The organism is Brevibacterium sp. H602, assembly GCF_051172395.1.
Taxonomy (GTDB): Bacteria; Actinomycetota; Actinomycetes; order Actinomycetales; family Brevibacteriaceae; genus Brevibacterium.
Genome location: NZ_JBPIZD010000008.1, coordinates 1 through 21,191, shown reverse-complemented (window position 1 = coordinate 21,191; position 21,191 = coordinate 1). Strand labels below are relative to the sequence as shown.

The following is a 21,191-nucleotide window of genomic DNA, read 5'->3' as shown; positions in this document are numbered from 1 at the left end:
GAACCGTACCTCAGACTAGAGACTAGCATCTAGAGAACGTCCTCTAATTCGGGAGTCGCCGTGGCGAATACACGGACATCAGCACCTGCCCCTGTCTCTTCGCTGCAGCGTGCCGCCATCGTCACGGCGATCGTCGCGGTTCTGCCGTATGTGATCTTCAAGATCCTGTGGCTGAGCGGCTCATCTTTCGGATCGACCACCGCGAGCGGAGGCGAGGGGATGCTCACACCGCGCTTCCTCATCGGAAACACCATCACTCTCGCGATGATGGTGACGGGCGTGGCCTTCGTGGTGGCGCTGACGCGGCCGTGGGCGCGCCGCATTCCGGCGCCCGTGGTGTTCGTGCTCGGAGCCGGAGCCGCCGGGCTGCTCGGGCCGATACTGCTGGGACTTCCACCGGGCATTCTCATCCAGGCGCTCATCGACGGGGAGCTGCGGCTGCCCGATTCGGGGATGCACCCGTGGGTGTTCGGCCTCGTCTACTCCGGATTCTGCGCTCTGGGCGCGGCGATAGCGATCGTCGTCGGCGCCTACGTGATCCGGCGCTGGGGCGATCTGTTGGATACGCCGCCACCGGCTCCGTCGCTGATCATGACCGTCTGCGGTGTGCTCGGCGTTCTGCCCTTCAGCTGTGCTATGGCCGTCTGGGCGATTGCGGGACCGGGAAGCACCGGACCGCAGGGGATGGAGCAACCGGCGCAGAGGATGGTGCTGGCGGCGACAGCTCTGCTGGGCTTTCTCTCCCTGCTGTGTCCGCTGCTCTCCCGCCACCTTGGACGATGGCCGCGCGCGGCGTGGCTGGTGACGTGGACCGGGTGCTGCGTTGTGGCTCTCCAGGGACCGACGCAGATCCTCCTCGCTCAAGGCGGAGAGGTCGCGCCGGTGGTTACCGGCATCGCTGTTCTCGCGACCCCGGGTGCCAGCCTCTACGGCATTGCTGTGCTCAGGACCCACCTGCGCCGCCAGTCCCCGCTTCGGCGCGATGACGCGAAGCAGCCGACGTGATGCCGCCCTGGCTCATCGTCCTTCTCGCAGTTTCCTTCGTCCTCTACACAGACGACTACGTCATCGCCGGCATCCTGCCTGAGATCGCGACCGATCTCGGGGTGACCGAAGGCCAGGCCGGGCAGCTCGTCACGGCGTTCTCGGCGACCGTGGCAGTGGCCGCGCCGGTGGCAGCTGTCGCGCTGGCTCGGGTCCCGCCTCGGCGGCTGTTCCTCGTTGCCCTCATCATCTTCGCGGGAGCGAATCTCGGTGCGGTGGTCGCCTCGTCCTTCGGCGTGCTGATGGTCCTGAGGGTGGTGGCGGCCGCGGCTGCGGCCAGCGTCACTCCGGCCATCTTCGCTTTCGCTGCGTCGCACGCGCCGGCTGGGAAGACCGGACGGTACCTGGCGACGGTCTCTCTCGGGGTGACCGGATCCATCGCGCTGGGAGTCCCGCTGGGTACGTGGATCGGCGGAGCGTTCGGCTGGCGGGCGACCTTCCTGGCGGTTGCCGTAGCCGGGATGCTCGCGCTCATCGGTGTCCTCCTCACCGTTCCGGGAGGCGGGCGTGGAGATCGTTCTCCACGATTGTCGGAACAGCTGCGCAGCCTCACGCGTGCGCCGATTGCCGTGAGCCTCGCGGCAAACTGTCTGCTCATGGCTGGAACGATGATGGTCCTCACCTATTTGGCGCCCTATCTCAGCGCGACTGCCGGAGCGGGAGTCGAGGAGCGGGGAGTGGCATTCGGACTCTCCGGGTTCGCGGGCATGGCCGGAATCTGGCTCGGCGGTCAGGTCGCAGACCGATGGGGCCCGGGGCGAGCACTGTTCTTCGGGATCGGCGTCATCATCGCCGCCATGGTCGCGATGTGGGGGATGTGGGCATTCCGGCCCGTGCCCATCTGGCTCGTGCTCATCGTCACGACAGTGTGGGGCGGAATGGCCTTCTGGAACTCACCGGCGATCCAGATGCGCCTGCACACGTTGGCCGGGCCATTGGCGGGACAGGCGTTGGCACTCAACGCATCGGGGACCTACCTGGGCATCGCGTTCGGAGCTGCAGTCGGCGGAGTCGTACTCACCGAGGCGGGTCCCGGGATTCTGCCTTTGGCCGCGGCGGGATTCGGACTGGCTGCCCTGATTCTGCTGGAACTCGTCCGTCGGTCGCCGCCGGCCGGAAGGACGCGAAACAGCGATGAGACGCCGCCGGTTGGCGAGCCGTCACACGGCAGCAAATCCTCGAACCACGGCAATGAATCGCACCAGCGCAACTCATCGAGGCACACAGAGAATACAGGAGAGTGACACCATGACCGCCTACGCGATCGCCCACCTGCAGCAGTTCACGCCCCATCCCGAGGTCGCCGAGTACATCGACCGGATCGGCGAGACCTTCGAACCCTTCGGCGGACGGTTCCTCGTCCACGGCACCGCCCGCGAGGTGATGGAAGGCCAGTGGCCGGGACACGTCGTCATGATCGCCTTCCCCGACGCTCGGCTCGCTCACGAATGGTGGGACAGCCCGGCCTATCAGGAGATCGCCCCGCTGCGTTCGCGCCATATCGACACCGACATCGTCATCGTCGAGGGCGTGGCCGAGGGCTACGATCCGCGGACCACGGCTCAGGCCCTGCGCGAACAGCTCGGCTAGCCGCCGCGCTGGCGGGGCTTTATCGAAAAACGCACGGAGCGTCGAGAAACGGGTGTGCGCGCCCGTTTCTCGACGCTCCGCCCGTTTTTCGGTGGCTAGGCCAGGGGTGGTGTGTCGAAGGCCGACACCAATGTTCCATATGGTGGATTTTCTTTGACCAGCAGATGGGACCGGGAAAGTATGAGAGGACAGTGCTCGTTGTGCAGAGCCCAGTACCCGAAGGAGTGTCCATGTCCTCACCTGCGATCATCGGCTGGTCCCACGGAAAGTTCGGTCGGTCCGAATCACCGCTGCCCCAGATGATGGCCGACGTCGCCCGCGACGCCATCGCCGAGGCGGGACTGGAGCCGGCCGACATCGACGTCATCCACGTCGGCGTCTTCAACAACGGACTCTCCCGCCAAGGCTTCGAAGCCGCACTGCCGGGCACCGTGTTCCCCGAACTCGCCCGCACACCGGCCCACCGGCACGAGAACGCCTGCGCCACCGGTTCCGCCGCGATCTTCGCAGCCCATGACTCCATCGCCGCCGGCCGCCACAAGACCGCCCTGGTCATCGGCGCCGAACGCATGACCCAGGCCTCCGGCCACGACGTCAACGAAGTGCTTCTCAGCGCCAGCTTCCGGGAAGAGGAAGAGCACTATAAGTCCTTCGCCGGAGTCTTCGGCGAGATCGCCCGCCAGTACTTCGACCGCTACGGCGACCGCTCCGAAGCACTCGCGAAGATCGCCGCGAAGAACCACGCAAACGGATCGCAGAACCCACTCGCCCATATGCAGAAGGACCTCGGCTTCGATTTCTGCAACACCGTGAGCGAGAAGAACCCGTACGTCGCCGAACCCCTGCGCCGCACCGACTGCTCGATGGTCTCCGACGGGGCCGCAGCCCTGGTCCTGGCCGCCGAGGATGTCGCCGCCTCCGCACCGCAGGCCGTGACCTGGAGAGGCATGGGCAACGCCAACGACGTCCTGCCGCTGTCCCAACGCGACCCGCTCGAGATGGCCGGCGCCCGGGCCGCCATGAATCAGGCGCTGACAGCCGCCGGCATCGGCATCGACGACCTCGATTTCCTCGAGACTCACGACTGCTTCACCATCGCCGAACTCCTCGAATACGAAGCCTTCGGGCTCGCCGCCCCCGGCCAGGGACACACCCTGCTCGACGAGGGTGCCACCGCGGTCGGCGGCCGCCTGCCCGTCAACCCCTCCGGCGGACTCAAGGCCAAGGGCCACCCCATCGGCGCCACCGGTGTGTCCATGCACGCCCTCGCTGCCGCGCAGCTGACCGGTCGCTCGCCCGGCATCCAGATCGAGGCACCGGAACTCGCCGGAGTCTTCAATATGGGCGGTGCCGCCGTGTCGAACTTCGCCTCCGTCCTCGAACGCGTCCGCTGATGCGCGCCATCTCCCAGACTTCCCCGGCCAAGGACTTCACGCCCACGCCTCGGCGCGGGGTCAACGTCTCCCACTTCCTCACCCAGACCGCCCGCCGAATCCCCGACCGCCTCGCCGTCGTCGACGACGATCACGGGCAGCGGTGGACCTGGGCCGAACTCGACGCCCGCGCCGAGGCGCTCGCCGCTGCCCTCCAGGCCGGTGGCGTCAACCGCCGCGACACCGTCCTCCTCGTCTCGGCCAACCACGCCGAGGTGGTCCAGTCCTTCTGGGGGATTCTGCGCTCCGGCGGCGTCATCGCCCCACCGAATGCGGCCCTGTCGACCGAGGAGCTGCTCGGCATCAGCGCCGAAGTCGCCCCTGCCGCCGTCATCGCCGACCGCGCCCACACCGACTTCGTCACCGCCCTCAAAGACACCGGCTTCACCGGCCCCGTCTTCTGGATCGGCGACCTGCCCACAGCCCAGGCGGCAGCCGCACCGGCAGAGGCCGTCGACTCGACTGTCGACGAGGACGACCCCTGCTGGTACTTCTTCACCTCCGGGTCGACCGGGCGACCCAAGGCTGCGACTTTCACGCACCGCCACCTCGGTGCGGTGCTGATGAATCACCGCTGCGACCTCTTTCCCAACGAGGACGAGACGGGGGCGTCCCTCGTGCTCGCGCCGCTGTCGCACGGTGCGGGCATCCACATGCTCGGTCAGGTCTTCGGCGGCACCCCGTCGATCATCCACCCCGGTGGCAAGCCCAGCGTGGAGTCCCTGTGGCCGGCGATCGACGCCTACGGGATCACGAATGCCTTCACCGTCCCGACCATCCTCAGCCGCATCGCCGCCGGCTACCCGTCGGGCCGCGGACCCGAGGACCACACCCTCGAGCGGGTCATCTACGCCGGAGCGCCGATGCTCGCTGCCGACCAGGCCCGGGCACTCGAGCGGCTCGGACCGTGCCTCGTCCAGTACTTCGGGCTCGCCGAGGTGACCGGAGCGATCACGATCCTCCGCCCCGAGGATCATGGGGCCATCCCCGTCGATGGCGCCGGCATCGGCACCTGCGGCCGAGCCCGCACCGGGGTCGAGATCGTCATCGTCGGCGAGACCGGCGCACAGCTGCCCGCCGGTGAGCAGGGCGAAGTCTGCGTGGCCGGGCCGACCGTGTGCGCCGGCTACCTCGGCCGCCCCGATGCGAATGCCGAGTCCTTCGCCGGAGGGCTCTTCCACACGGGCGACGTCGGCTACCTCGACGAACGGGGGTACCTGTTCCTCACCGGCCGGAAGTCCGATATGTACATCTCCGGCGGTTCGAACGTCTACCCCCGCGAAATCGAGGAGCTCCTCCTCACCGACACCGAAGTGGCCCAGGCCGTCGTCGTCGGCGTGCCCGACCCGCAGTGGGGCGAGATCGGCGTGGCCGTCATCGAACGTGCGCCGTCGACCGGGAACGAAGGTGCCCGTGACAGAAGTGCGGGCGACGGAGGTGCCGACGCCGATGACCTGGCCGAGCGGCTGACCGCGCTGTGCAAGTCGGGGCTGGCGAATTACAAGGTTCCCAAGGAGATCCACTTCGTCGAGACCATGCCGGTCACCGCCTACGGCAAACTCGCACGCAAGGAACTCAAGGCCGAATACTCCCAGGGACGGGGCAGCGCACGATGAATACGACAGAGACGGCAGCCGTGTCAGTGCCGATGGGTAGGTTGGTCGGCACGACGATCATGGCAATCGGCTGCGGCACTCCGGACGGGGAGGTGAACAACGGCTTCGCTGCGGCGATCGGATTCCTGCGCGAGGGAGCGAAGGTCTGCATCGTCGACCGAGACCCAGGTGCGCTTGACGAAGCGACACGGGCCCTCGCCGAGGCGGCTGCCCAGGTCGACTCGAACGGCGCGGTCACGGCTGGGCGGGGCCGCCTCGACGGGGTTGTTCCCAATACGGAGGTCGATCTCGACGCTCAGCTGACCACGGTAGTCGCAGATGTCGGCGACGAAGACTCCCTGGCAGCGGCGTTCGCTCACTGCGCCGACCGCCTCGGTGGACCGACTGTGCTCCATTACAACGTCGGAATCGTCGTCAACGGAGGAGTCGACGAACTCGACACCGACGGCTTCAGGCGCGCCCTCGACATCAACCTCACCGGGGCGTTCTCGGCGATCAAGCATGCACTGCCGCATATGCGCGCGGCCGGGCGCGGGTCGATCATCACGGTGTCCTCGGTCGGCGGCATGCGCTATATGGGGTATGACTACCCGGCGTATGCGGCGTCGAAGGCGGGGCTGATCGAGCTGACGAAGGTCGTCGGCGCGCAGTATGCCTCCGAAGGCATACGTGCGAACTCGATCGCCCCGGGCCTCATCGAGACCCCGCTCATCCACCGTTCGATCTCGGGCCACTACGGCTCGGTCGAGGAGATGCTCGCCGCCCGGCATGCGCAGTCGCCGACCGGGAAGATGGGCAGGCCCGAGGACGTCGCGGACCTCGCGGTGTTCCTCGCATCCAGCGAATCGGCGTACATCAACTCCACGCTCATCCCCGTGGATGGGGGACTGACGCATTACGCGGGGATGCCGAAACGATGAGGCTGCGGTTCGCGCGACCGGCGGCGGTCGCCCCGGCGGGGGCCTGACCCCACCGAACCCAACGACAGTGAAATAACAGAAATCAAGGAGGCAATGGTGCCGAGAACACGGACGACGAGGACCATGCTCGTCTGGTCCGCCGTACTGATGGTGTGCGCCCTGCTGCTGGCAGGGTGCGGAACGAACTTCGGCACCACCGACGACGGAAAGCAGCGCTACCGGTGGAAGATGACGGTGACGACCGGGTCGACCTCGACGTGGTACCTCGCGGCGGAGAAGCTCGCCAAGGACCTCGAGAAGGAGACCGACGGCCGGATCACCATGAAGATCTTCACCAGCGAACGACTCTCTGCAGGTGAACCGACGGCCGGAGTCGAACAGCTCATGGACGGGGCGAAGGACTTCTCCTACAACTCGCCGATCATCTACGCCGGCGTCGACCCGCGCTTCGGCGCTGTCACCGCTCCCTTCATCTTCGACTCCGTCGAGGACGGCCAGAAGGCGCTCGCCGGAAAAGGCGGGGACGTCTACGGAGACTACCTCGCCGAACGCGGAGTGCATCTGCTCGGCTTCGGCGAATCCGGAATGCGGCAGCTGACGAACACGCATCGGCCCATCCACACGCCCGACGACATGAAGGGCATGAAGTTCCGGATCCCCGGCTTCGGCATGTACACCGACCTCTACCGCGGACTCGGCGCGAACCCGACGACGATGCCCTTCGGTGAGGTCTTCACGGCCCTGCAGCAGGGAGCCATCGATGGTCAGGAGAACCCGATCGACGTCATCTACTCGGCGAACCTGCAGGAGGTCCAGCCGTACCTGACGCTGTGGAACTACTCGTACGATCCGCTCATCCTCGGCATCAACAAGGACCTCTTCGACTCCCTGACGCCTGAGGACCAGAAGCTCGTGACCCGCCTGGCCGGCGAGGCCAACGACTTCCAGATCAAGAAGAACAGGGACGGCGAAGAGAAGCTCATCGCCGAACTCGCCGACTCCGGCATGGAGGTCAACGAACTCAGCGACGAGGAGAAGGACGCCTTCCGCGCCAAGCTGGGTCCGATCTACAGCGAATACCGCAAGGTCTGGGGACCGGACTTGTCCCAGGCGTTCATCCCGAAAGGACTGTGAGATGAGAGTCATCAGATTCTTCGAGGACTGGGTCGTCATCGCCTCATTTATGGTGATCGTCGTCGTCACCTTCGTCAACGTCCTCTCCCGCTACATCTTCAAGGCCTCGCTGGCCTTCTCCGAGGAGATCACCATCAACCTCCTCGTCGTGCTCACGATGATGGGAGCCGTCGTCGGGATCCGCCTCGGCGCGCATCTCGGATTCACCTACCTCGTGGAGAACGCAAAAGGCAGCGTCCGCCGCGTCCTGCTCATCACCGGCACCACCCTCATCGTCGTCTTCCTGGCCGTCCTGCTCATCTGGGGCGGCGAGATGACGATCGCGCAGGGACTGCGTGGCCGGGCGACGCCGTCGCTGGGCATCCCGCAGTGGCTGTTCACCCTGTCGATTCCCTTGGCCGGGCTGCTCGGAATCATCCGCAGTCTTCAGGCCCTGCGGACGGCTCTGCATGAGGACACCTCCGCCGAGGCAGTCGTCGAGCGGCTCGCCAGCGAAGCCGCTCCGACCATCGACTCGTCCGAATTCTCCTCCGATCGCGAAGGGGGCCGGAAATGATCGCGCTTCTGCTCTTCGGCAGCTTCTTCCTCTTCCTCGGCCTCGGGATCCCCGTCGCCTTCGCCCTCGGCCTCTCCGCCGTCGTCACCCTGGTGACCACCGACGGTGTGCAGGTCCTCGACGTCGTGCCCTCGGTGATGTTCCCGTCGATGAGTTCGGGCACGCTGTTGGCGATCCCGTTCTTCATCCTCGCCGGCATCGTCATGCAGTACACGGGCATCTCGCAGCGACTCGTCGACCTCGCGTTCCTCATCTTCGGACGGCTGCGCCACGGCCTGGCCGCAGTGACGATCATCTCCGCGTTCTTCTTCTCCGCCATTTCCGGATCCGGTCCTGCCACCGTGGCCGCGATCGGTGCGATCCTCATCCCCGCGCTCGTGCGCAACGGGTACCAGAAGAAGCACGCGGTCTCCCTCGTCGCGGCCTCCGGTTCGATGGGCATCGTCGTGCCGCCGTCGATCGCGTTCATCATCTTCGCCGTCGTCGCCGCCGAGTTCGGCAAGATCTCGATCTCCCGACTGTTCATCGCCGGCATCGTGCCCGGCATCATCATGGCCGTTGCGTTCTTCATCGCCGCCCTGTTCGTCCCTAGGGTGCGTGAGCTCGCCGGTCTGCCGGTGAGAACGAAGCCCGACGCCGAGGCGGTCACGGGGTCGACGTCGACCGGAACGTCGGCGTCCGGTTCCGCCGGTGCTGACTCCGCCGGGAACGGCGGTTCGGGTGACAGCGCGGCAGGGAGCAAGACCCAGCTGCTGACGGCGAACGGGAAGGCCGCCTCGGCGAGTTCCGGGGTTTCCGGGACTTCGAGGTCGGTCGGGTCCGGGTCGGTCGGATCGGCGGATCCGACGGTCACGGTCAACCCCGAGGGCGGGTTCGGCGAGATCATGGCCGCACTGGTCAAGGCGATCCCGGGCCTGCTCATTCCGGTGATCATCCTCGGCGGGATCTACGGCGGAATCTTCACCCCCACCGAGGCGGGAGCCGTCGCATCCGTGTACGCGCTCATCGTCGGGGTGTTCGTCTACCGGGAGCTGGGTTGGAAGGACATGCCGAAGGTATTCCTCGAATCCGGGGTCTCGACCGCGGTCATCATGTTCATCGTCGGCGTGGCCAGCCTCTTCTCCTACGTCATCACCGTCGAAGGCGTGGCCGACCGGATCTCGACAGCCGTGCTGGGCGTGACGGACAACAAGTACCTCATCCTCGCAGCGATCACGATCATCCTGCTCATCGTCGGCGCCTTCGTCGACGCGATCAGCGCGTTCTACCTGTTCATCCCGATCCTCGTGCCGATCCTCATCGGCGTGGGTGTGGACATGACGACTATCGGTGTGTTCATGACCGTCAACCTGGCGATCGGCCTGTTCACGCCGCCGGTCGGGCTCAACCTCTATGTGGGTGCGGGCATCGGAAAGGTCAAGCTCGAGGAGGTCGTGCGCGGAATCATGCCGTTCCTCATTTGCGCGATCATCGCTCTGCTGCTCATCACCTACATCCCGGCGATCTCGAACTGGCTGCCGGACCTGCTCGGGGTCGGGTAGTTCACGCCTCACTCAACTCTGTCGAAGGAGAATCATGGAACCGTATCTGCTCACGAACAAGACGGCCCTGGTCACCGGTGCCGCGCAGGGCATCGGCCTGGCCATCGCCACTGCACTGGCCAGGCGGGGTGCCTCGGTCGGCATCGTCGATCTTAAGGGCGCCGAGGAGGCCGCCGCGTCGTTGGCTTCGGAGTACCCGGACCAGCGGTTCGCCGCGTTCTCACTCGATGTCCGCGACGCCGAGGAAGTGACTGCCGCGGTCGGGTCGTTCGTGTCGACCTTCGGGGGTCTCGATATCCTCGTCAACAATGCAGGCACTGCCGCGCGCATCGGCATCGATGGGATCACCGCCGAACAGTGGCAGCGCGACATCGAGACCAACCTGGGTGGGACGTTCAACTTCATCAAGGCCGCCGTCCACCCGCACATGTGTGATGCGGGACGCGGGTCGATCATCAACATCTCATCGATCTCGGGCATCAACGGCGGAGCGGTCTCCGACGGGGAAGCCGGGGCAAGGTCGGGGCCGGCATATGCGGCGAGCAAGGGCGGGATCATCGCCCTGACGAAATGGGTGGCCAAGGAGTACGGACGCCAGGGCATCCGCTGCAATTCGGTGGCACCGGGGCCGGTCGAATCAGCGCTCACCGTCGGTCAGACTTATGACACCTCAGGGCAGGCTCTCGATCGGATGGGCCAGCCGGATGAGATCGCCGAGGCGGTCGCCTACCTTGCCACCGATGGGGCCGCGTTCACGACCGGACAGATCCTCCGCATCGACGGCGGGGCCGTGATGTCGTGAGCGTTTGAGTGTTCTGAGCTCGAACGGACGATCCCCGCATCATCCTCAAGATGGTGCGGGGATCGTTGTCTCTGCGGACCTGTCTGGCTGGGCGACGTGTCCGGTCAGGCTGTGCGGCGGACGAAGAGTTCGAAGGTCACGGCCACGGGGTTGGCTTGAGGCTTGAGGGTGCCGGAGCTGACCTCTCCGGCGACGTCGACGACTTCGCCGGAGAGGGTGATCCGTGGAGTTGAGTTTCGCGCTCCGGTCACGGCGCCGCTCAGATGGGTGAACTCGACGGCCGGCCACGGGGCGGTGCCATCGGTGAACACGGCTCCGGTCGTACTGCCGAGACTCGCGACCACCTCGGCGGAGTCGAAGCCAGCGGTGCGGCAGACGGCGAGGACCGCCTCGTCGAGGATCTCACCGGGACGTACGCGGGTGACGACGGCTTCAGCGGGGCGGGCCGCCGCGGCGAGATCGGGCGCGGTTGATGATGACGCGGCGGCGTGTGCCGGTGTGACCAGGTGCGGTGCGAAGGCGGAGAACCCTGTCTCGGGATCGACGTCGCTGATCAGGTGGGCATCGGGCAGGGCGAAGAGCCGGATGGTCAGTCCGAACGGTCCTGCCAGGGTGCCCGGGAGCAGGTGGCCGCCCTTGGTTTCGCCGTCGGCATTGGTCCACGATGCATGGACGTGGCAGAAGGGGGAGTCATCGCGCCAACCGATCGTGGCCGAGGCGTGGCGCAGGCGGCTGGGGTCGTCGACAGTGAAGGCTTGAGTGAAGGACATCGGGTGCTCGGCGTCGGGGCCGTAGGCCGGATGAACATAGTCGATATGGCCGAACTGTCCGGAGACGAACTCGGCCATGATGCCGGGAACGGCGAAGTCGGTCAGGGATGCTTCGAGTGAGGCGAACAGGTCCGCGCCCTCCGGCAGTTCGAGGACATGCTCGGTGCAGCGGGTCGGGACGGAGACGATGCGGGGGCTCTGTCGCTGACCCGCGTGGACGACCGCGGTTCCGGGAGCCTTCAGCGGGAAGGTCGGCTGCTGCAGTGCTGTCGTCTCGGCTCCATCGCTCATGTCTCGATTATGGTTGGGGGTCACGGCCGGTGTCGCCGAAGATCCAAGTGGTGGAACATGAGCTCAGACATCTGACGGAACGGCGGCGGCCGCCTCGGTGCCGCGCATGATCATCACGGTACCGATGATGCCGATGCCGCCGAGGACGGCGATGCCGGCACCCATCGTCATCGCACCGGTCGCGCCCGGACCGCCGACGGCGACGAACACTCCGACAAGTGCTGAGGCGATCGTGTTGCTGATGAGCTCGGCGGTGCCGAGCCCGGCGGCCGCCTTGGATCCTTCGACGGGGTCATCGCTGCTGCTCATCGCCGCGACGTTGAGGTGCGGAAAGGCGAGGCCGATTCCGGAGCCGGCGAGCACCAGACTTACGGCCCAGACCCAAGCGATCCACTCCGCGTCGACGAATTGAGTCGCGGCGTAGATGACCAGCCCCGCGGTCACAAGGATGGGGCCGAGGGTCATGAGCCTCCGGCCGGTGCGAGAATCATCGGTACTCGCGCTGAACAGCTGGACGAAGCTCCAGCCGACCGAGATGCTAACGCCGAACACAGCCGCCAACAGTGGCGGCATGCCGACGAGATCTTGACCGAACTTCGGCAGAAAGATCTCCACCATCGCCGCGGAGCTGAGGACCCCGATGACGAGGTAGATCCACTTGAGCGGATTGCCGCGCTGGTAGGTGATGTGTGGGAGGACTGGAGAAGCGGAAGTCCGTTCGACGGCGATGAAGGTGATGATGAGTGCCGCTCCTGCAGCAAGAGCGATCGTCGTGGGCCAGCCCGTGTGAACCACTGCGGCAATACTGAAGGCAGCGGAGGCAAGGACGAGCAGCGACAGCGAGGGGATCGGAAGGCGGCCGAAGTCCCGTTGACCGGAAGCCTCGCGGGGAAGGCTGCGCAGCGCCATAAGGCAGAGCACAACCGATATCAGCGTCAGCAGACCGAAGGCCCCGCGCCAGTACCCGACCTGGGCGAATGCTCCGCCGACGGCTGGGCCGATAAGTGTGCCGAGCCCCCACATCGCCGAGACCAGTCCTGTCGCGCGAGTCCAAAGGCGCTTCGGCAGGGCATCGCGGATCACCGAGTAGCTGAGCCCGGCGAGCAGACCTCCGCCGAGTCCCTGAACGACCCGCGCGATCACCAGCAGCTCCATGGTAGGAGCGAGCGCGGCGCCGAGCGAGCCGACAGCGAAGAGGCCGAACGCGAGCAGGTACGACCACGCAGCGCCCATCGAACCGAGCACTCTGGCGACGAGCATTGAGGCGAGCACAGAGGCGACGAGGAATGCCGTGGTCACCCATGCGAAGTACTGCTGCCCGCCAATGTCGGCGATCGTCGACGGCAGAAGGGCTGCCGTGACGAAGGTGTTCATCGCGAACACCGCGATGCCGCCGGCGAGGACGAGGGAGGCGCTTGCATGCTCGGCGCTGAAGAGTTCCCGCCAGCCGCCCGTCGACTGCGCTGCGGCGGCATCCGCGGTTGCGCCTTCGGAGGGGTGTTCGGGAATCGCACTCTCGTGTTCGTCTCTCATATCGATTACGCTAGAACCTCAACTTAAGTTGAGGTCAATAGGTCTCTGCTGAGCGAGGAAAAAGAATGTCCATGAGCGACAAAAAGCCGTCGCCGACCGACATCCTGTCCGTGGGCGATGTGGCCGCACGGACGGGAGTCGCCGTCTCTGCTTTGCATTTCTACGAACGGCAGGGCCTGATCGCCTCGGTCCGTACTGCCGGAGGCCAGCGCCGATACGCCCGTCATGTGCTCCGCCGGGTGTCGGTGATCCAGGTGGCGAAGAGGATGGGCATTCCCCTGGCGGAGGTGGCCGAGGTTTTCGAGGACCTCCCTGCGGACCGGATGCCGGGAAAGACTGACTGGCGACGAATCAGCGAGCGCTGGAGAGGCAAGTTGGAGGCCCGTCGCAAGGAGATCGAGCGGATGGAGAGCGAGCTCGTCGAATGCATCGGCTGTGGCTGCGTCTCCCTGCGCAGCTGTCGAGTACTCAACCCGGATGACGCGCTCGGCTCGAACGGTTCGGGCCCGCGCCTGCTTCCTGAATTCCCCTCCGAGTGAGGGGATGAGCGGTTCTACGAGAAGAAGAGTGTGAAGAACCCGGAACATCTCACAAGCTGGTCTTCAGAGCCTCCACCATGAGGTCGAGACCGTGGGAATCGCGGCGCGGATCGGCTTCGAGGACCTGAATGTAGCGCGATTCGATATCCGGATCGACGATCGGAATCGCTTTGCAGCCAACTGCATTGAGGTTCGTCGGAATGGTTCGACCGGCCATCATCGCGATCATCGACGTTCCCACGAGAGAGCGCAGCATGAGAACCGGACATGTGGCCTCAAGTGACGGGGAGAAGACCTGCCCCTGGGCCCGGACTGCCTGCTCGATGCGCATCCGAGCAGTGTTCCCGGCGGGAAGTGTTCCGACAGGAAAGTCCGTCATATCGCTGATGAAAAGACTGGACCGGTCAGCCAGCGGATGGTGTCCGTCGAGAATCGCAAAGTTCGTCGCTTCCACTTCGGCGACTTTGCGGACCCCCGGTAAGGTTCCGAATTCGTGGCTGGAGACCGAGAAATTCACGCACAGGTCGGCCCGACGGTTCCGCAGCACCTGCAGAGCTTCGACCGATCCGCGGTCGATGATGCTGACCTGAACTCTGTCAGTCATCCTCATCAGTCGGTTGATGGCATCGGCAACCACGGTCTGCCCCAACCCGGTGCTCGTCACGATCGAGACTGTTTCGACCGCGCCCGAGTACTCCCCGAACGAGTCGGCGAGCAGTTCCGACTCGGCGATGGTTCGGCGAGCAAAATCCGCGACGGCAAGGCACTGTGCTGTGGGATTGACTCCGGCACTCGTCCGTTCGAAGAGCTGTGTGCCGTAATGCTCTTCCAGGCTCCTGATCTGACGGCTCGCTGTCGAGTGCGAGATGAAGATCGACCTCGCGGCAAGATGGATCGACCCGTATTCGACGACGGCAAGCAGGGTCTTGAGACTGCGGAGATCGGTCATCGTGGTCGTCCTTCGGCCGGGTGCGACTCCAGAGTACGTCGGTGGTGCAGCAAACGCACCACCTCGGTGCGGGAAACGCACCTGGGTGTGGACGGATCCGGGTGTTGTCGAGCCGTCTGCTGGGCGATGCTGACAGTCATGAACGCAGAGAACACTGTCCGCAAGGGTGCAGAAGATTCCCCCGAAACCCGAACCGATCTTGCCCGACGTGCGGGCGAATTCGTCCGCAGCGCAGACTTCATCGATCGGCTCTCCCGCAGAGTCGCCCGGCGCACCGAAAGCCAAGCACCCGGAGGCGGGCCGGCAGCGCTGGCCTACCTCAGCGAAGAGCTGGTTCCAGAACTCGACGAACTCGATTTCGTTTCGACCATCCACGACAATCCGGAATCGGACGAACACCCGCTTCTCATCACCAAGCGCGTCGAGGACCCGAAGCTGCCCACGGTGCTGCTCTACGGCCATGCCGATGTGCAGTTCGCCCACGATTCGCAGTGGGCCGCGGGCCTCGACCCCTGGGTGCTCACTCGTGACGGTGACCGCCTGTATGGCCGCGGCACTGCCGACAACAAAGGCCAGCACAGCGTGAACACGGCGGCATTGAAGACCGTGCTCGACGGCCTCCGTGCAGAGCACGTAACCGGCAAAGCCAGGCTCGGCTACAACATCACGATCCTCATCGAGACCGCTGAAGAGGCGGGGTCCAAGGGCTTGCGCTCGTTTGCGGCCGCACATGCCGATGACCTCTCGGCCGAGCTCTTCCTCGCCTCCGACGGACCACGGATCGCCGCCGAGGTCCCCACGCTGTTCCTCGGCTCCCGTGGGGCACTGAATTTCCGGCTCATCGCCCACGAGCGCGACGGCGACCACCACTCGGGCAACTGGGGCGGTCGGCTGCGGAACCCGGCCACGGTCATCGCCGCCGCGATCAACGCTCTGGTGGATGCCAACGGCGTCATTCGGATCCCTGCGCTGCGCCCTGACGATCCTCCCGCCTCGGTGCTCGATGCAGTGGCGAAGCTGCCTGACATCGCCGAGGAAGGTGCACCGGAGACCGATCCGGACTGGGGTGAGCCCGGCCTGAGCCCTGCTGAACGGGTCTTCGCGTTCAATGTGCTCGAGGTCCTCGCCCTCGATGCGGGCGACCCGACTCAGGTCGTCAACGCGATTCCCGGCGCCGCCTCGGCGAGCATGCAGCTGCGATACGTCGTGGGCACGGATGTCAGCGATTTCGAGAACCGGGTCCGGACCTTCCTCGAAGAACAAGGGATCCATGGGGTCGCGGTCGAGCTCGAACACTGCATGCCGGCCACACGTCTGGACCCGGAAGCACGAGTCGTCACGGCAGCGGTGGACTCGATCCGCGAAACGACCGGACTCGACGTCGCCGTCGAGCCGAACCTCGGGGGAACCATCCCGAACGATGTCTTCGCCGAAGTGCTCGGGCTGCCGACCGTCTGGGTGCCGCATTCCTACCCAGGATGTAACCAGCACGCACCGAATGAGCATGCGCTGGTGTCGATCCTCGAGCAGGGTGCAGAGATCATGACGGGAATGTTCTGGGACATGCGCATGCGTCCGGGCGACTGGTTCTCCTCGAAATGATCCCGCCAGCTGTCGGAGACCCCATGTCGCCGATAACCAAGCCATCCCACAATCACACTGCTGGCAAAGGAGCCCAGTCATGACAGAACAGCTGTCTGCGCAGAATGCCGCTGAGGACAAACCGGTGAAATCGTGGAAGGTCATCACCGCGGCCTCGATCGGAAACGCCCTCGAGTGGTACGACATCTCGGTCTATGCGTACTTCTCCGTCTACATCTCCGTGGCGTTCTTCCCCTCCGAGAGTCATGCGGTCTCAGTGATGCTGGCCTTGGGCACTTTCGCTTTGTCCTTCTTCATCCGCCCGGTCGGAGCAATCGTGCTCGGCAGCTTTGCTGACCGGAAGGGACGCAAACCGGCACTGACGCTGACGATCTGGCTGATGTTCGCAGGCACCCTGATGATCGTGCTCATGCCACCGGCTCATGTCATCGGACTGGCTGCGCCGCTGCTCATACTGCTTGCGCGACTCATTCAGGGGTTTGCCGCTGGCGGCGAGTTCGGTTCGGCGACCTCGCTCATGGTTGAGCACCTGCCCGACCGCCGAGGGTTCGCTGCAAGCTGGCAGTTCACCTCGCAGGCGATGTCGACAATTCTCGCCTCCGTCATCGGTGTGGCCGTAACGACGACGCTGACGCAGGAGCAACTCGAGACCTGGGGCTTCCGCCTGCCATTCATCGTCGGACTCCTCGTCGGCCCGGTCGGACTCTACATACGTCGGCATGTCCCCGAATCTCCCGAGTTTGCCGCTGCCCAAGCTGAGAAGCCCAAGGAAGCAGCAGCAATCGGAGGGGTGCTGCGACATCACAAACTCGCGGTGCTGTTGGCGATCGGTGCGATCGCTGTCTCGACCTGCCTCAACTACTTCATCACGTATGTGCCGACTTACGCTGTCGACAACCTCGGTATGAACAGCTCCGCAGGATTCTGGGCAACGCTTGTGTCCGGACTCGTGCTGTTCCTCTGCACACCGGTCGCCGGCTACTTCTGCGACAAGGTCGGACGGTTGACCTTCATGATTCCAGCGGCGCTCGCGGTCATGGTGCTCACTTGGGTCCTCTTCACCTGGGTAGTCGCGGCCAACGCGCTGACGGTGCTCATCGTCGTGGTCGTCATCTTCTCGATCCTGAAAGCCGCCTATTACGGGCCGCTGGCCAGCGTCATGGGCGACATCTTCCCGACTGAGGTGCGAGGGACCGGGTTGTCACTAGGCTACAACGTCGGCGTTGCCATCTTCGGAGGACTGACCCCGCTGGTGGCGGCCTGGCTCATCGGCGTCACCGGTGACGCAAAAGCCCCGGCTTACTGGGTGCTGCTCGCCGGAGCGCTGAGCGTGGCGGCGATCCTCGTGGTGTGGAAGAAGCTCGGGGTGCGGTGACGCCCAGGGTATGGGTGCCGCCGTGAGATCGGGGCCGTGGCCGACTGCAACCACGGCCCCGACTGGGCGGATACGGAACTCAGGCGTTCGAAGGAACGGCGGCGGCCGCCTCGGCGCGGGTTCGTCTCTTCTTTTCCCCGAGGTGGCCGATCACGGCTGCGGCGGTGATCATAACGGCGACGAGGGCGATGCCGATCCACTGATTGAGCATGAGCGTGGCGGCACCGGCCAGCGCGCCGATGAGGATGAGGACGACGGCGAGGGCTCGGCGGATCCACCGAATGTTGTCCCCGCCGGCCAACCTCGAATCAGCGGCGAGACCGACGATCGTCGAGGTCACGACCACGGTGGTGACGTCGGCGATCTTCATCTTCCGTGCGGCTGCGGCCTGCGCGCCCATGAGCGCGGACAGGGCCGAGGTGAAGACCGTGCCGGCAAGGCCGATCTCGGGATCGGGGACGATGGCGACATAGACGGACAATGTGGCACAGCCGACGGCGACGCCGGAGAAGATCACGGTCGTCCGATGGTGCCAGTTCTCGCCGATGTCGCCGAGGATACGACCCGACAGCGCCGCACCGACCATGAAGAACACGAGGGCAAGGGCGGGGCGGAGGACCGGAACGCCGTCGGCGCCGGCGAGGCCCATGCCGAGGATGACGACGTTGCCGGTCATATTGCCGGTGAAGACCTTGTCGAAGCCGAGGTAGCCGATGGCATCGACCATGCCGGTCGAGAAGGTCAGCAGCAGGAGCATGGCCAGGTCGAGGCGACGAGTCATGGTGTCCTTTCCGGGCGAGTGGAGCCGGCAGCAGTGCCGGAATGTCGCCATGAGGTGTAATTTGTATACAAAACTTTAATCAGGTGACAGTTGGCATGCAATCGAGGGGCAACCAGAATTGTCCGGGTATCGTCGGTATCGACAGCTGGCCAAGGCTTGCACGCCGAACCACGATCAGCTGACCACTGCCGAAGGACTTCGCCCATGACCTTTACCCCGCCCCCAGCGTTCACCACGCGCCCCACCCTCGAAGGTCACTTCGGGATGGCGGCATCGACGCACTGGTTGGCCACTGCGACATCGCAGGCGGTGCTCGAACGCGGCGGGAACGCCTTCGATGCTGCCGTCGCCGGAGCCTTCGTCCTCCACGTCGTCGAACCCCACCTCAACGGACCCGGCGGTGACATGACCGGGATCTTCGCCACCGACGCCGAGCCTTCCCGACCACAGGTGATGATGGGCCAAGGGCCGGCCCCGGCTGCGGCGACGATCGAGCATTTCCGCGGCGAGGGCCTTGATATGGTTCCTGGCTCCGGGGCTCTCGCTGCCGCTGTTCCCGGAGCTGTCGATTCGTGGCTCAATCTGCTCGAACATCATGGGACGTGGGAGCTCGCAGACGTCCTCGACTTCGCCATCGACTATGCCGACAACGGGCATCCGATCCTCGCCCGAGCAGCCGGGACGATCGCGAAGGTCAGCGAACTCTTCACCGATCACTGGCCGACCTCGGTCGCACAGTGGATGCCCGAAGGCCGAGTACCCGAAGCCGGCGAGCTGGTGTTCAACCACGCCTACGCCGATGTGCTGCGCAGACTCATCGCCGCCGGTGACGGCGCTGCGACACGGGAGGAGCGGATTCGAGCGGCCCGGCAGGAGTGGAAGTCCGGATTCGTCGCGCGGGCGATCACCGACTTCATCACCACCGCGCACAGACACTCGACCGGAGGCGACCACGCCGGAGTCATGACTCTGAAGGACATTTCCGTCTTCGACGCTGGGTTCGAAGATCCCGTCACCATCGACTTCCGCGGATATCAGGTCGCGAAGATCGGCGCCTGGGGTCAAGGTCCGGTGCTGCTGCAGACTCTGAAAATCCTCGAGGGCTTCGACGATGACCGCCTCGACCCGTCGACCGAGAGCGGAGCGCACACGATCCTCGAAGCGCTGAAGCTGGCCATGGCCGACCGTGACACCTACTACGGCGATGCCGACGTCGACCTCGACTGGCTGCTCAGCGACTCCTATGCGGTCTCCCGACGAGAGCTCATCACCGAGCAGGCATCGGCGGAATTCCGTCCCGGGCTTGGCCGGGATGGGGCGGCGCCGGTTTTCACTACTCCGCTCATTCCCGAAGGAGCAGACAAAGAGGAGCTCATCAAGGCCGGTATCGGGGAGCCGACCGTGCAGAATAACGGCACCAACAACGGCGACACCTGCCACCTCGACGTCGTCGACCGGTGGGGAAATATGATCGCGGCGACCCCGTCCGGAGGGTGGCTGCAATCCTCGCCGACCGTTCCCGGGCTCGGATTCTGCCTCGGCACCCGGCTGCAGATGATGTGGCTCGACGAGGCGGCTCCCTCGGCGCTGCGCCCGGGCAGGCGTCCGCGTACGACATTGACCCCGACGCTGATCTCGAAAGACGGGCAGCCGGTCATCGCTCTCGGATCACCGGGCGGTGACCAGCAGGAACAGTGGCAGCTGCTGCTGGTCCTGCGCATGCTGGTCGGCGGCTACCGTGCGCAGGAGGCCATCGATGCGCCGGCGCTGCACACGACGTCGTTGGCAGGGTCGTTCTGGCCGCGCACCTGGGTTCCGGGTGGGGCGGTCGTCGAGGACCGCCTCGGCGAGGATGTCATCAACGGGCTCATTGCCCGCGGTCACAACGTGACCAGGGCGGGGGAGTGGGAGCTCGGGCGGCTGTCGTGTGTGACCAGGGATCCGGCGACTGGGCGGCTGAGCGCCGGAGCGAATCCGCGCGGGGCACAGGGTTATGCGGCGGGGAGATGACCATGGCTGATTCGCACGATGCGCCACTGGATGTCGCCGCGCAGATCCGCACCGACATCATCAAGGGCAAGCTCGAGCCCGGGACCAAGCTGCGTGAGGTCGCCCTGACCGAACGCTACGAAGTGTCGCGGATTCCGATTCGGGAAGCGCTGCGAACCCTCGAGGCCGATGGGCTCGTCGAGTCCCGGAAGTTCAGCGGTTCGGTTGTCGCGCCCTCCCCGGCCGAGGATGCCGAGGATCTGTTCGAGATCCGCATCGTGCTCGAATCGGCCACCGCGAAGCGCGCCGCCCGCCGGGCCGCCGAGCTCAGTGCCGGCGGCGAGCATGATGCGAAGTGGTCGGAGATCCGCGCAGAGATCAACGAGATCCTCGAGGCCGGCGACGCCGTCATCGCTGATGAGCGCTTTGAAGACCTCGCGGTCCTGAATATGCAATTCCATTTCGCGGTCGCCGAGCTCAGCGGGAGCCTGTCGTTCATCAGCCTGCTGCGTCAGATCTCCGGCAAGATCGAGTGGCTGTACTCGCTCAACCTCATGCGTCGAGGCCCGCAGGCGTGGCCGGAGCATCGCGAGATCATCGCTGCCATCGATGCTGGCCAGGTCGAGCAAGCCGCCGGGACAATGGCCCGACACGTGCGCCGTAGCCGCGATTCCTACTTCGCCACCATGTCCGAACGCCCCTAATTGCTACCTGACGGCGGCCGAG

General features: G+C 65.5%; 19 protein-coding genes. 15 read left to right on the top strand and 4 right to left on the bottom strand.

Features of this window, described 5'->3' with window-relative positions; genetic code table 11:
• Nucleotides 1–60: 60 nt before the first annotated feature.
• The 10 genes from ACSBQT_RS07560 (at nt 61) to ACSBQT_RS07515 (ending at nt 10,636) form a co-directional block, all read left to right on the top strand.
• The gene (locus ACSBQT_RS07560; protein ID WP_435001335.1) at nt 61–1,005 is read left to right on the top strand and encodes a hypothetical protein; all 945 of its coding nucleotides are present in this window, start codon (nt 61–63) and stop codon (nt 1,003–1,005) included.
• Nucleotides 1,005–2,288 (top strand): MFS transporter, encoded by a 1,284-nt coding sequence (locus ACSBQT_RS07555; protein WP_410709931.1) that lies wholly within the window; start codon nt 1,005–1,007, stop codon nt 2,286–2,288. The genes ACSBQT_RS07560 and ACSBQT_RS07555 overlap by 1 nt, the downstream gene beginning before the upstream one ends.
• 4 nt (nt 2,289–2,292) lie before the next feature.
• A complete protein-coding gene (locus ACSBQT_RS07550) occupies nt 2,293–2,634 on the top strand; it encodes a DUF1330 domain-containing protein (RefSeq protein WP_410709477.1) in 342 nt (113 codons plus the stop codon).
• 230 nt (nt 2,635–2,864) lie between these two features.
• On the top strand, nt 2,865–4,028 hold the full coding sequence (locus tag ACSBQT_RS07545) for a thiolase domain-containing protein (protein ID WP_435001334.1): 1,164 nt from the start codon (nt 2,865–2,867) through the stop codon (nt 4,026–4,028).
• On the top strand, nt 4,028–5,683 hold the full coding sequence (locus ACSBQT_RS07540) for an AMP-binding protein (RefSeq protein ID WP_410709479.1): 1,656 nt from the start codon (nt 4,028–4,030) through the stop codon (nt 5,681–5,683). The genes ACSBQT_RS07545 and ACSBQT_RS07540 overlap by 1 nt, the downstream gene beginning before the upstream one ends.
• Nucleotides 5,680–6,603, top strand: a complete 924-nt coding sequence (locus ACSBQT_RS07535; RefSeq protein WP_410709480.1) for an SDR family NAD(P)-dependent oxidoreductase — start codon at nt 5,680–5,682, stop codon at nt 6,601–6,603. The genes ACSBQT_RS07540 and ACSBQT_RS07535 overlap by 4 nt, the downstream gene beginning before the upstream one ends.
• Before the next feature lie 93 nt (nt 6,604–6,696).
• Nucleotides 6,697–7,737: a DctP family TRAP transporter solute-binding subunit gene (locus ACSBQT_RS07530; protein WP_410709481.1), complete on the top strand. Its 1,041-nt coding sequence runs from the start codon at nt 6,697–6,699 to the stop codon at nt 7,735–7,737.
• Between the two features lies 1 nt (nt 7,738).
• Nucleotides 7,739–8,293, top strand: a complete 555-nt coding sequence (locus ACSBQT_RS07525; RefSeq protein ID WP_410709482.1) for a TRAP transporter small permease — start codon at nt 7,739–7,741, stop codon at nt 8,291–8,293.
• Nucleotides 8,290–9,834: a TRAP transporter large permease gene (locus tag ACSBQT_RS07520; protein WP_410709483.1), complete on the top strand. Its 1,545-nt coding sequence runs from the start codon at nt 8,290–8,292 to the stop codon at nt 9,832–9,834. Before ACSBQT_RS07525 ends, ACSBQT_RS07520 begins: the two co-directional genes overlap by 4 nt.
• A 34-nt stretch (nt 9,835–9,868) precedes the next feature.
• Complete coding sequence (locus tag ACSBQT_RS07515) at nt 9,869–10,636, top strand: SDR family NAD(P)-dependent oxidoreductase (protein WP_435001330.1); 768 nt, start codon at nt 9,869–9,871, stop codon at nt 10,634–10,636.
• A gap of 104 nt (nt 10,637–10,740) precedes the next feature.
• On the opposite strand, the gene ACSBQT_RS07510 is transcribed toward ACSBQT_RS07515, so the two are convergent.
• Both ACSBQT_RS07510 and ACSBQT_RS07505 read right to left on the bottom strand, forming a co-directional pair.
• Nucleotides 10,741–11,697 (bottom strand): PCC domain-containing protein, encoded by a 957-nt coding sequence (locus ACSBQT_RS07510; protein ID WP_410709485.1) that lies wholly within the window; start codon nt 11,695–11,697, stop codon nt 10,741–10,743.
• Nucleotides 11,698–11,760: 63 nt separating this feature from the next.
• The gene (locus tag ACSBQT_RS07505) at nt 11,761–13,230 is read right to left on the bottom strand and encodes an MFS transporter (RefSeq protein WP_410709486.1); all 1,470 of its coding nucleotides are present in this window, start codon (nt 13,228–13,230) and stop codon (nt 11,761–11,763) included.
• Nucleotides 13,231–13,301: 71 nt separating this feature from the next.
• Here ACSBQT_RS07505 and soxR point away from each other — a divergent pair, with 71 nt between their 5' ends.
• On the top strand, nt 13,302–13,769 hold the full coding sequence (soxR, locus tag ACSBQT_RS07500) for a redox-sensitive transcriptional activator SoxR (RefSeq protein ID WP_139906564.1): 468 nt from the start codon (nt 13,302–13,304) through the stop codon (nt 13,767–13,769).
• 49 nt (nt 13,770–13,818) lie between these two features.
• Here the strand turns inward: soxR and ACSBQT_RS07495 are convergent, their stop codons facing one another.
• Nucleotides 13,819–14,718, bottom strand: coding sequence for a LysR family transcriptional regulator (locus ACSBQT_RS07495; RefSeq protein WP_410709487.1), 900 nt, complete (start codon nt 14,716–14,718; stop codon nt 13,819–13,821).
• A gap of 138 nt (nt 14,719–14,856) precedes the next feature.
• On the opposite strand from ACSBQT_RS07495, the gene ACSBQT_RS07490 reads away from it, so the two are divergent.
• Nucleotides 14,857–16,320: a M20/M25/M40 family metallo-hydrolase gene (locus ACSBQT_RS07490; RefSeq protein WP_410709488.1), complete on the top strand. Its 1,464-nt coding sequence runs from the start codon at nt 14,857–14,859 to the stop codon at nt 16,318–16,320.
• Between the two features lie 79 nt (nt 16,321–16,399).
• Nucleotides 16,400–17,695 (top strand): MFS transporter, encoded by a 1,296-nt coding sequence (locus ACSBQT_RS07485; protein WP_410709489.1) that lies wholly within the window; start codon nt 16,400–16,402, stop codon nt 17,693–17,695.
• Between the two features lie 79 nt (nt 17,696–17,774).
• Here the strand turns inward: ACSBQT_RS07485 and ACSBQT_RS07480 are convergent, their stop codons facing one another.
• Complete coding sequence (locus tag ACSBQT_RS07480; RefSeq protein WP_410709490.1) at nt 17,775–18,476, bottom strand: YoaK family protein; 702 nt, start codon at nt 18,474–18,476, stop codon at nt 17,775–17,777.
• A 204-nt stretch (nt 18,477–18,680) separates the two neighbouring features.
• Here ACSBQT_RS07480 and ACSBQT_RS07475 point away from each other — a divergent pair, with 204 nt between their 5' ends.
• Both ACSBQT_RS07475 and ACSBQT_RS07470 read left to right on the top strand, forming a co-directional pair.
• Entirely contained in the window at nt 18,681–20,486 is a 1,806-nt protein-coding gene (locus tag ACSBQT_RS07475) for a gamma-glutamyltransferase family protein (RefSeq protein WP_410709491.1), read from the top strand.
• A gap of 2 nt (nt 20,487–20,488) precedes the next feature.
• The gene (locus ACSBQT_RS07470; RefSeq protein ID WP_410709492.1) at nt 20,489–21,169 is read left to right on the top strand and encodes a GntR family transcriptional regulator; all 681 of its coding nucleotides are present in this window, start codon (nt 20,489–20,491) and stop codon (nt 21,167–21,169) included.
• Nucleotides 21,170–21,191: the final 22 nt, after the last annotated feature.

Coding starts and splice junctions, on each gene's coding strand:
- ACSBQT_RS07510 (WP_410709485.1), bottom strand. CDS start 11,697: ATGAGCGATGGAGCCGAGACGACAGCACTGCAGCAGCCGACCTTCCCG.
- ACSBQT_RS07495 (WP_410709487.1), bottom strand. CDS start 14,718: ATGACCGATCTCCGCAGTCTCAAGACCCTGCTTGCCGTCGTCGAATAC.
- ACSBQT_RS07480 (WP_410709490.1), bottom strand. CDS start 18,476: ATGACTCGTCGCCTCGACCTGGCCATGCTCCTGCTGCTGACCTTCTCG.
- ACSBQT_RS07505 (WP_410709486.1), bottom strand. CDS start 13,230: ATGAGAGACGAACACGAGAGTGCGATTCCCGAACACCCCTCCGAAGGC.
- soxR (WP_139906564.1), top strand. CDS start 13,302: ATGAGCGACAAAAAGCCGTCGCCGACCGACATCCTGTCCGTGGGCGAT.
- ACSBQT_RS07525 (WP_410709482.1), top strand. CDS start 7,739: ATGAGAGTCATCAGATTCTTCGAGGACTGGGTCGTCATCGCCTCATTT.
- ACSBQT_RS07535 (WP_410709480.1), top strand. CDS start 5,680: ATGAATACGACAGAGACGGCAGCCGTGTCAGTGCCGATGGGTAGGTTG.
- ACSBQT_RS07540 (WP_410709479.1), top strand. CDS start 4,028: ATGCGCGCCATCTCCCAGACTTCCCCGGCCAAGGACTTCACGCCCACG.
- ACSBQT_RS07530 (WP_410709481.1), top strand. CDS start 6,697: ATGGTGCCGAGAACACGGACGACGAGGACCATGCTCGTCTGGTCCGCC.
- ACSBQT_RS07470 (WP_410709492.1), top strand. CDS start 20,489: ATGGCTGATTCGCACGATGCGCCACTGGATGTCGCCGCGCAGATCCGC.
- ACSBQT_RS07545 (WP_435001334.1), top strand. CDS start 2,865: ATGTCCTCACCTGCGATCATCGGCTGGTCCCACGGAAAGTTCGGTCGG.
- ACSBQT_RS07520 (WP_410709483.1), top strand. CDS start 8,290: ATGATCGCGCTTCTGCTCTTCGGCAGCTTCTTCCTCTTCCTCGGCCTC.
- ACSBQT_RS07475 (WP_410709491.1), top strand. CDS start 18,681: ATGACCTTTACCCCGCCCCCAGCGTTCACCACGCGCCCCACCCTCGAA.
- ACSBQT_RS07515 (WP_435001330.1), top strand. CDS start 9,869: ATGGAACCGTATCTGCTCACGAACAAGACGGCCCTGGTCACCGGTGCC.
- ACSBQT_RS07485 (WP_410709489.1), top strand. CDS start 16,400: ATGACAGAACAGCTGTCTGCGCAGAATGCCGCTGAGGACAAACCGGTG.
- ACSBQT_RS07490 (WP_410709488.1), top strand. CDS start 14,857: ATGAACGCAGAGAACACTGTCCGCAAGGGTGCAGAAGATTCCCCCGAA.
- ACSBQT_RS07555 (WP_410709931.1), top strand. CDS start 1,005: ATGCCGCCCTGGCTCATCGTCCTTCTCGCAGTTTCCTTCGTCCTCTAC.
- ACSBQT_RS07550 (WP_410709477.1), top strand. CDS start 2,293: ATGACCGCCTACGCGATCGCCCACCTGCAGCAGTTCACGCCCCATCCC.